The sequence below is a fragment of the Perlabentimonas gracilis genome, assembly GCF_011174675.1.
Taxonomy (GTDB): domain Bacteria; phylum Bacteroidota; class Bacteroidia; order Bacteroidales; family Tenuifilaceae; genus Perlabentimonas; species Perlabentimonas gracilis.
On record NZ_JAANIG010000070.1, the window covers coordinates 1 to 9,564 of the forward strand.

The 9,564-nt window shown below is 39.0% G+C and carries 9 protein-coding genes; all 9 read left to right on the top strand.

Annotated features, from left to right (window positions below):
* The first annotated feature begins 183 nt into the window (after positions 1-183).
* The gene (locus G8O23_RS16675; RefSeq protein WP_166366961.1) at positions 184-651 is read left to right on the top strand and encodes an OB-fold protein; all 468 of its coding nucleotides are present in this window, start codon (positions 184-186) and stop codon (positions 649-651) included.
* Between the two features lie 45 nt (positions 652-696).
* Positions 697-1,260 (top strand): YceI family protein, encoded by a 564-nt coding sequence (locus tag G8O23_RS16680; RefSeq protein ID WP_166366963.1) that lies wholly within the window; start codon positions 697-699, stop codon positions 1,258-1,260.
* A 44-nt stretch (positions 1,261-1,304) separates the two neighbouring features.
* Positions 1,305-1,847, top strand: a complete 543-nt coding sequence (locus G8O23_RS16685) for a peroxiredoxin family protein (RefSeq protein ID WP_166366965.1) — start codon at positions 1,305-1,307, stop codon at positions 1,845-1,847.
* Between the two features lie 135 nt (positions 1,848-1,982).
* Positions 1,983-2,540: a peroxiredoxin-like family protein gene (locus G8O23_RS16690; protein ID WP_166366967.1), complete on the top strand. Its 558-nt coding sequence runs from the start codon at positions 1,983-1,985 to the stop codon at positions 2,538-2,540.
* A gap of 9 nt (positions 2,541-2,549) precedes the next feature.
* Positions 2,550-3,110 (top strand): peroxidase-related enzyme, encoded by a 561-nt coding sequence (locus G8O23_RS16695; RefSeq protein WP_166366969.1) that lies wholly within the window; start codon positions 2,550-2,552, stop codon positions 3,108-3,110.
* Between the two features lie 28 nt (positions 3,111-3,138).
* Positions 3,139-5,619, top strand: a complete 2,481-nt coding sequence (gene nrtS / locus G8O23_RS16700) for a nitrate/nitrite transporter NrtS (protein WP_166366971.1) — start codon at positions 3,139-3,141, stop codon at positions 5,617-5,619.
* Positions 5,620-5,646: 27 nt separating this feature from the next.
* The gene (locus G8O23_RS16705; protein WP_166366973.1) at positions 5,647-6,351 is read left to right on the top strand and encodes a cysteine dioxygenase; all 705 of its coding nucleotides are present in this window, start codon (positions 5,647-5,649) and stop codon (positions 6,349-6,351) included.
* Between the two features lie 13 nt (positions 6,352-6,364).
* A complete protein-coding gene (locus tag G8O23_RS16710) occupies positions 6,365-7,765 on the top strand; it encodes a pyridoxal phosphate-dependent decarboxylase family protein (protein WP_166366975.1) in 1,401 nt (466 codons plus the stop codon).
* The gene (locus G8O23_RS17480; RefSeq protein WP_235942324.1) at positions 7,765-8,934 is read left to right on the top strand and encodes a DUF6695 family protein; all 1,170 of its coding nucleotides are present in this window, start codon (positions 7,765-7,767) and stop codon (positions 8,932-8,934) included. Before G8O23_RS16710 ends, G8O23_RS17480 begins: the two co-directional genes overlap by 1 nt.
* Positions 8,935-9,564: the final 630 nt, after the last annotated feature.

Consider the following 9,564-nt stretch of genomic DNA (forward strand, 5'->3'; position numbering starts at 1 on the left):
ACGATATTTTGGAGCGAATCTATTTGATAGACTACTAGTTGCAGCTGTCGAAGATACTTGGTATGGAAAACTTAGGTACAATTACGGATAATCATATAACTTTATTTATAATGAAGAAACCATGAATATGTCAGGTTTGTATTTTATCACCGACAGTATTGTATCCATCAAAAACTTTTAAATATGAAAAAGAAAATGAAAATAGTTGCAATTGTAATCTCTTCAGCAATTGTTATTGGCAGTGCAGTGGGTCTGTACATGTTCAACATGCCACATCGTAATGTTCAAAATGCTTCAACCGATTTTAGCCTAACAGCATCTCAATTGGTAGCAGATTATCTTGAGGATCCCACTAAAGCAAATGAAAAATATCTTGCCGATGATGGCGATTCAAAAGTTTTGGAAATCAAAGGAACTGTAGCCAAAATAAGCGAGGATTTCAATGGGCAAAAAGTAGTATTGCTTCAGGGAAATACCGATAAAGCGGGAGTGAACTGCACATTTACCCATGAAACCAATACGAATGTTTCAACTATTCAGGTGGGACAAACAGTTACCATTAAGGGCGTTATTCGCTCGGGCGCATCGTACGACGAAGACCTTGAGATGTACGAGAATGTAGTAATTGAGAAAAGTGACTTAGTAAAATAATTTGATAACCTGTCTGCCGACAGGCAGGCAACAATACTTAACATTATGAAAACAGCAAAACTCTTTTTAACAGCAACACTTATTTTAGTGGCTGCTACTAGTTTTGGGCAAACTACTAAGCTAGTAAGTTCCAAAACCCACATTAAATTCTATTCACACACAACTGTTGAAGACATACAGGCGAACAACTACTCAAGCGTTAGCACCATTGACCCCTCAACGGGTGATGTAGTTTTTTCTGTTACCATGCAGGGATTCGAGTTCGTAAAAGCTTTAATGCAGAAGCATTTTAACAACGAAAAGTTTCTGGACACCAAGCAGTTTCCAAAAGCAAAACTTAAAGGTAAAATCACAAATTTGTCTGAAATAAACTTCACCAAGGACGGTGAATACAGCGCAACGGTTCAAGGAGAACTAACAGTTAAGGGCGTAACAAAGCCTGTTAACGAAAAGGGGACTATTGTTGTAAAAGGCAATAAAATTGAAGTGCAAAGCACATTCAATATCACTTTAGCCGACTACGGGATAACCTTTGTGAGCGGCAAGCCATCGTCGAATATTGCAAAAATTGTGGAGGTAACCGTTCACGCCGAATATATGCCCGAGTAAATTTTTACGCAGAGGAAAAACAGCAACTAATAAATCGAAATAAAATGAAACTACAAGCAGGTCAATTTGCGCCAAACTTTAGCGCCACTGACATAAACGGGAAAGAGGTAAAACTTTCGGACTATAGGGGAAAGAAGATAATTCTGAGTTTTTACCGCAATGTGAGCTGCCCCTTTTGCAACCGCAGGGTTCATCAAATAATGGGCAACAATGTAAGGCTAAAAAACGCAGGGGTACAGCTTGTTTTTATGTTCGAAAGCTCTAACGACAAGCTAAAATCGAGTGTTTTCCATCAGGGAATAAGCCCATGGCCTCTGGTTGGCGACCCCAACAAGAAGGTTTACGAGCAGTACGGTGTTGAGCAATCGACCCTAAAAATGATGAAAACCATGCTTGTTGCCAATGTTGGACAGGCAAAGAAGGACACAAAAGACTTAAACCTGCCACAGGACAAGGATGCCAGCATGAATTTAATTCCTGCCGACTTCTTTATCGATGAAAACCTCAAAATTGTTAAAGCGCATTACGGCAAACATTTAGACGACCATATAGATATTGGGGAATTAAAAGCTTTTGCTGGCATATAAAGTTGAAGTAATTGGGGAATAGATTCCATTCATAATTTTAAAAGCATGAAAACAAAGCTTAAATATCAGCTCAAAGGCCTTATGACAATTAAATTATTAATTGTTTTAGCCCTAGCTTTTACAAACATTAAAACAATGGCACAAACAAATCTTAAAACCTTAAAGGAGGCGAAAGGATTACAAGTTGGCGATTTCGTGAAGAACTTTACCGCCAAAGACCTACATAACAATACTTTTGTTTTAAGCGATGCGCTTAAAAAAGGTCCAGTGGTAGTAATTTTTTACCGAGGCCAATGGTGTCCAATTTGCAATAAGCACCTAAGCCATTTGCAAGACAGCCTTCAATTGATTTACGACAAGGGGGCAACCGTGGTGGCTATTTCTCCTGAAAATTCAGAATTTTTAAAGCGTACTGCCGAAAAAACCCACGCTTCGTTCTCGCTACTTTACGATGAAGAGTACAAAATTTCTGATTTGTTTGATGTAACCTTTAAGCCCGACAGCATAACTGTTACTATATACAACACTATGCTGGGAGCAAACCTTAAAAATGCACATTCCGACAACAGCCAACGATTGCCAATTCCTGCCACATTTATTATAGGTCAGGATAGTAAAATTGCTTGGCGACATTTCGACCCTAACTACAAGAAAAGGTCAACTGTGGCTGATATAGTAAAAAACATTCCTTAAGTTTGTAATATGACCAGAATTAAAGTAGTTCAGCACAACGAAGCAACCGGCAGGTTAAAAGAGATATATGACGCATTAGTTAAGAGCCGTGGCAAGCTTGCCGATGTGCACAAAATTCAAAGCTTGCGACCCGAAAGCATTATTGCCCACATGAGCCTATACATGGAGATTATGTATAGCAAGTCGGAACTTTCCCGTGCCGAACGCGAGTTAATGGGAACGGTTGTTTCGGTAGCCAATGGATGTAAGTATTGCACAAAGCACCATGCCGAAGCATTAAACCATTACTGGAAAGATGACAGTAGAATTGAAAAACTGATTAAGCGAGATTATTTCGATATTCTTTCTCCAAAGGAAACTGCTCTTGTGGAGTTTGCAAAACAGCTTACGCTTAATCCTTCGGAGCACGAGAATAAGGACTTTACTGTAACTCTTAAGGATTTAAAATTAAGCGATGCAGCAATTTTAGATGCCGTTTTGGTTACGGCATACTTCAACTTCGTAAATCGTATTGTTCTTTCGTTGGGAGTTGAACTCGAAACCGACAGCGGAACTGGCTATAAATACTAATTTATTCGCTCCACATAATAAAATCATCATGAAGTTAAAAAGCTACTTTGCCGAGGCCATTAAACCTTTAGTTGTTCGCAGGGCTATAAGGGTTGCATTAATAGTAGGAATAATTCTTAATGCCATTAACCAAGGGTATAGCATTACGCATGGATTTCAGAATTTTCATGTCCTTCAGTTCATTCTTACGTTTATTGTTCCCTATCTGGTATCGACCTACTCTGTTGTACTTTCCAAGTTTAATTTTGTTAGTGGCGAAGTGGCAAGCGTTGACGCTTTAATTCAATGCAAAAAATGCAACGGCAGCACTTTTAAAATTCATAAAGGCGAACTGGTTCCGTATTGCCCTAGCTGTAAGGAAAAAACAACTTGGAAAATGATGAACCTGCTTCCTCCAGTATCGGTAGTAGAGGACGATAAACTGAAATCGAATGCGCTGTTTGCCGAATTTAATCCTGCTCCAGTTCTAAGGGTTAATGCTAGCGGACAAATAATAAAGGCGAACCCAAAGGCTCGCATTCTTTTCAATATTGAGGGCGAAGGCGAGCACATACAAAATGTAATTCCCGAAATTAGCACACTCGATTTTAAAAGCTTCATCTCAAAAAATGACTCAAGCGCTTATCAAATCAAAATTCAGGACGATTACTACCAGCTAGACCTTAAGGCTGTAGTCGATTTGGATGTATTCCACATTTACGCATCGAAAAACACGCAGCTAATTGAGGAGCGAAACCAAAGGTTACTTTTCCAAACAGCCATTGAGAAAACAACAGATTCGGTAATGGTTACCGACACTCAAGGGGGTATTGTTTTCGTAAACTCAGCTTTCGAAAACCATTCGGGCTACTCGCTGCAAGAAATAAAGGGAAAGAATCCTCGAATACTCAAATCGGGTTTTCAAAAAGACGAAGTGTATAAGGAAATGTGGGAGACCATAACTAAAGGTGAAATATGGAAAGGGCTTTTCCGCAACAGGAAAAAAAATGGAGAGCTATACTGGGAAAGAGCAACCATTACACCCGTAAGTCAGCCTGACGGCAGCATATCGCACTATATGGCTTTAAAAGAAGATGTTTCGGAAGAGTTAAAGCTTAAGGATGATCTCAATAGCTTTGCGCTTTTTGCCAAGCACAACCCATCGCCAGTAATGAGATTTGGGGCAGATGGTGTTATTGTTGAGGCAAACCCAGCAGCCACTAAATTATTTGAACTAAAAACCCTTATTGGGCTTAATGCTTTTGAACTCATTCGTGATATAAAAGCGATGAATATAGATACCCTAATTAAAGACGACAAAAAGGAGATCCTAACAGCCCAAATTGGTGAGTCATACTTCCAGCTGGTGATTAAAGGAGTTAACGAACTTCAGCTTTGCCATGTTTATGGCACCGATATAACTGTCCAAAAGCATGCTGAGAAAATAATCGAATCTATGGCGCTTTTTGCAAAGCTTAATCCCGAACCAGTTTTTCGTTTCAATTCCGAATTTAAAATAGTTGAAGCCAACCCTGCCGCACTTGAAACCTTCCCAGAAATGATTAAGGGTAATGACGTTAGAGAAGTTATTCCTCCTTTTGCTGATATTCCTGTTTTCGATTTCATTAATGGGAATAAGCAAATTCTTCGAGAAGAGAATATTAATGAAAAGATTTACCGCTTTATGATACGTGGACTAAGGGAAACACAGGTTTGTCAGGTTTACTCATCCGATATCACATTGCGGGTTGAACAGGAGCAAATGATCCAGGAGCAAGCTGAAAAAATTAGCAGCAGTATTAGATATGCCTCAAATATTCAAGCAGCTGTTTTACCTAACCTTAACTATGTTGGCGAAATACTTCCACAAAACATGATGCTTTATCTTCCTCGTGATGTGGTAAGTGGCGATTTTTACTGGATAAAAAAGGTTGGGGAAAGTATTGTTATTGCCATTGCCGACTGTACTGGCCATGGCGTTCCGGGGGCATTTATGAGCATGCTAGGCGTTGCATTTCTTAACGAGATAGTTAAGCCCGAGAAAGTTATTGCAAATGAAATACTCAACGAGTTAAGAAATTACGTCATTAATACTCTTTCGAACTCTCAGGACAGTCGAGCCGACGGAATGGATATGGCGCTTTGCATTATAGAACCTACAAAAAAGGTTATTCAGTACGCTGGAGCTTACAATCCCTTTGTGCTTATAAATAAATTGGGCATTACCGAAATAAAGGCCGACCGCATGCCTATTGGACGATATGTAAACCAACACAAACCTTTCACCTTGCATGAAATCCCTTACACAGAAGGTGATGTAGTTTACCTTTTCTCCGATGGTTATCACGACCAAATTGGCGGCCCCAACCTACAAAAATATGGTTCGAAAAACTTTAAAGAGCTGCTTTTGTCAATTCACGAAAAGAGTTTCGATGAGCAAAAGATTATTCTGAATAAAACATTAGACGACTGGACAAGCGCATTCCACAGAATTGACGATGTAATTGTTATGGGATTCAAGCTAACATAGTTCAATCAACAATAACTATTTCTAAAAATGAGACCAACGCTTCCAAATAAAGTAAGTAAAGTTATTAATGAGCTAAATAGCCATAAACTAATCGATAACGCCCTAGTTACTGATATTGTATCACTGGCAAACCTGAATGCATCCAATTTGGATGAATTCAATTCTTTCAATCATTCTGCTTTTGAAAGCTATGGACGCAAGCTAATTTACGACAACGGGAACTTTAAAATCCTTTTAATGTCGTGGAGATCTGGCGATTTTACAGCAATTCACAATCATGGCTATACCGAGTGGGGCTGTGTTTGCTTCTTTGGCGAAGCAACTCATCGTTTATACAACGCAACAGCGGACGAACTTACAATTCTTCAAAAGCAAAATTTTAACGAAGGGCAAATTGCTTCGGTATGCGGCGATTTAACGCACATTATGGGTAATTCCAGTTCCAAAAGTTTTACTACACTTCATATTTACGGCTCAAACACCCGCCAAAAGGATGTTTCAAAGGATGCCTTGGTTTATATGCCTGAATTTAACAAGGCCGTTACAACAATGGGTTCAGCCTATTTGAATATGAACAAGCAACTTATTCTTTCCGAGAAACCCTTAGCTAAAATACCCAATGATGTTGTTCTCGATTATTTTTCACTGGTAAAACCCTTTTATGAAAGAATAGGGCAGATTTCGATTTTGCAGAAAATGGAGAAAACAATCGAAAACAGAAGCGTTAATTAAAACCTAAGTTTATATGAGAGACCTAGAAATACTATCTGGAGCTTTTGAAAAGATAAAAGCATACATCAATAACAATCAGGATAATTCAAAGCCTGTAGTACAATTCAGAACTCCAGCACAATTGAAAGAAGTCATCAATTTCAAAGTTGAAAAAAACGGTGTTTCCGAAGGCGAATTTCTTGAAATGCTGGATAAGTATCTTGAATATTCAGTAAAAACGGGCAACAAGCAGTTTTTGAATCAGCTGTATTCGGGCTTTAATTTCCCGGCTTTTATTGGCGAAGTATTTACTGTTTTGGCAAACACTTCCATGTACACTTACGAAGTAGCACCAGTTGCTACTACTATTGAAGCCGAGATGATTTCGCTTATGAATAGCTACGCAGGATATACCGATGGCGATGGAATTTTTTTAAGTGGAGGGAGTAATGCAAACCTAGTTGCTATGTTTTCGGCTCGTAACAGAGTCTTGCCCGAAAGCAGATTTGATGGTTATGACCGAAGCCAAAAACTGGTTGCATTTGTAAACGCACAAGCACATTACTCTTTTGAAACGGCTGCTAATGTTATTGGAATTGGTGCAAAAAATGTTATCAAAGTGAAAGCCGATAATGAGGGTCGACTAATCCCAGCTGAGTTAGAAAAAGAAATTGCAAATGCTATAAATCGAGGCGAAACCCCATTTTTTGTAGCGGCAACCTGTGCCACAACTCTTTTAGGAGCTTACGACCCCATTGATGAAATGGCAAAGATTTGCAAGAAATACAACATTTGGCTTCATGCCGACGGCTCGTTTGGTGGTTCAATTATTTTGAGCGACAAACATCGTCACTTAATGAAGGGAATTGAGGAAACCGACTCTTTTGCATGGAACCCTCATAAGCTCATGAATATTCCCCTAATCTGCTCAGCTTTGCTAGTCAAAAAGCGTGGCACGCTTCAACACAACATCACCGACATTAACACCGACTATATTTTCCACGACATTGATGCTATTGAGGATTTGGGAAAGAAATCAATTCAATGCGGCAGAAAGGTTGATGCCGTTAAACTTTGGTTTGCATGGAAATACTTCGGACTTGAAGGTTATCAAAATCGTATTGACAATTTAATAGACATGGCTACTTATGCCGAAAGCATTGTAAATGAACATCCAAAACTTGAACTTTTATCCAACCGTCAGTCTTTTGCTGTTTGCTTCAGGTATATTCCAAGTAAAGAAACAGACTTAAATAAATTCAACCTTGAACTAAGGGAATCGTTAAGAAAATCGGGAAAATCGATTGTAAACTACGGGTACATTGCTAAAACCTTAGCCGTTCGTTTAATTACTGCAAATGGGGAATTGCAGAAATCGGACATCGATTTATTCTTCAGCCATCTCCTTTTTGAAGCAGATAAACTTGAAAGTTAATGCCAAACGATAAACGCTATACCGGATTTGCCATTGCAATAGCCTGGCCAAATACATACTGCCGCCAAGCGGACTCATGGTACGATGGATTTTTGAAATTTTTAGGGGTTAGTAATAATAACTACTACAAAGCTGGTCACGCAGCCTTAGTAATAGTTGACTCGATATCACTTAAATGCCATTACTTCGACTTTGGCAGGTATCATGCGCCGTTTGGGTTTGGCAGGGTTAGAAGCGAGATTACCGATACTGGACTTAAGGTTAATACCTCCCCAAAAATATCGATTAACGGAAGAAGTATTATAAATTTCGAAGAAATACTAACCGAGTTGCAACTCAATGCCGAATGCCATGGCGAGGGCAAACTTTACGCATCGTATTGTCAAGTTAATTTCCAAAAAGCTTTTGAGAAGGCAAGTTGGCTTCAACAAGTAAGCCCAATTCGTTATGGCCCTTTTCAGTACAAGGGGAGCAATTGCTCACGATTTGTTGCCACCTCTATATTGGCGGGGAAGCCAAATGGCTGGTTCTCATTCAGAATGAAATATTTTGTTCCATTAACCCCAACCCCACTCAGCAATGTTTATTCATTAAAAGAAAGCATTGTACTACCTGTAATGCGAAATTACTCACCATTCTGCCCACCACCAGTAACGGACAAAAGCGTGCTGAAAAGAACACTACCCGAACCTACAAAACCATCAAATGTGCCTTTGGGGGCACAATGGATTAGCGGCATTGGTGCAGGCTCTTGGTTTTCAATAAAACAAGAATCGGAGAATTATCGGATATCGAGGTTTAGTCCTGAGGGTATGCTGGAGTGTAGTGGAGTTTTTAAGGAATCAAATTTCAGTTCTTTTAATATAAATCTGCCCTTTCAATTTGACCATTTAAGCCATTGCCAAAGCGTTGTAATTAAGCAATCCGAAAAAAAATTAGAGTTCAATAGAATTAACCCTGAAATTAGCATTCAATTAATTTCCTCTATCACATGTCCTATTTGTGGACACAAGGAAGAGAGAGAAATGCCAACAGAAACTTGCCAATATTTTTACGAATGCACGAATTGCAAAACGGTATTAAAACCACATCAAGGCGATTGCTGTGTATTTTGCAGTTATGGTTCCGAAAAATGTCCATCAATCCAAGAAGTCAATAAATGTTGTTAATTGAATACCCAACCCTATTTGCAAGCACATTGCCAAAGCCACACAGTCTTACCCACGAAGCAAAGCTTTGTCAAAGAGCTTACAAGGCCAACGCACCACAGACAGGTATGGTGTAGCAAATTGTAAGATTATTAACGAAAAGAAACTTGACGTTAATATAAACACCTGGCGGTAACATGGGGTGTATAAAATGCTGGTGTATAGGCTGATAAATAGGCGTTTAGGCTCGGTTTTGTCGGGTCTCGGTAGATAGCTACTCGTCTCGTTCGCCAGCACTTTACACACCCCTCACCGTTGGCGGTAATTTTAAGTGCCCCAAACCTGAACTGTTAATAACAATATTACAACAGGATAGTTTAATATCATAACATTAACCTTGAAATGAAAAAATTAATACTAAAATCCTACAAACGAAATTTTAGTACATTGCATATTTTTAAAGCAACCCTAAATATTTAGCATAAGCCACAGCCTCTGCAGTATTTGCGGATTCTGTTTTTTCAAGGATTTTCTGCCTGTGATTGTTTACTGTATATATTAGCCCCAATTAAAACCGAGCAGAAAAATTGCTAAATTTCTGACGGTATGAAAAAGAACAGTTACTGGACATCAAAGCGAAAAGCTGAAGTA

Coding starts and splice junctions, on each gene's coding strand:
- G8O23_RS16710 (WP_166366975.1), top strand. CDS start 6,365: ATGAGAGACCTAGAAATACTATCTGGAGCTTTTGAAAAGATAAAAGCA.
- G8O23_RS16695 (WP_166366969.1), top strand. CDS start 2,550: ATGACCAGAATTAAAGTAGTTCAGCACAACGAAGCAACCGGCAGGTTA.
- G8O23_RS16680 (WP_166366963.1), top strand. CDS start 697: ATGAAAACAGCAAAACTCTTTTTAACAGCAACACTTATTTTAGTGGCT.
- nrtS (WP_166366971.1), top strand. CDS start 3,139: ATGAAGTTAAAAAGCTACTTTGCCGAGGCCATTAAACCTTTAGTTGTT.
- G8O23_RS16705 (WP_166366973.1), top strand. CDS start 5,647: ATGAGACCAACGCTTCCAAATAAAGTAAGTAAAGTTATTAATGAGCTA.
- G8O23_RS16675 (WP_166366961.1), top strand. CDS start 184: ATGAAAAAGAAAATGAAAATAGTTGCAATTGTAATCTCTTCAGCAATT.
- G8O23_RS16690 (WP_166366967.1), top strand. CDS start 1,983: ATGGCACAAACAAATCTTAAAACCTTAAAGGAGGCGAAAGGATTACAA.
- G8O23_RS17480 (WP_235942324.1), top strand. CDS start 7,765: ATGCCAAACGATAAACGCTATACCGGATTTGCCATTGCAATAGCCTGG.
- G8O23_RS16685 (WP_166366965.1), top strand. CDS start 1,305: ATGAAACTACAAGCAGGTCAATTTGCGCCAAACTTTAGCGCCACTGAC.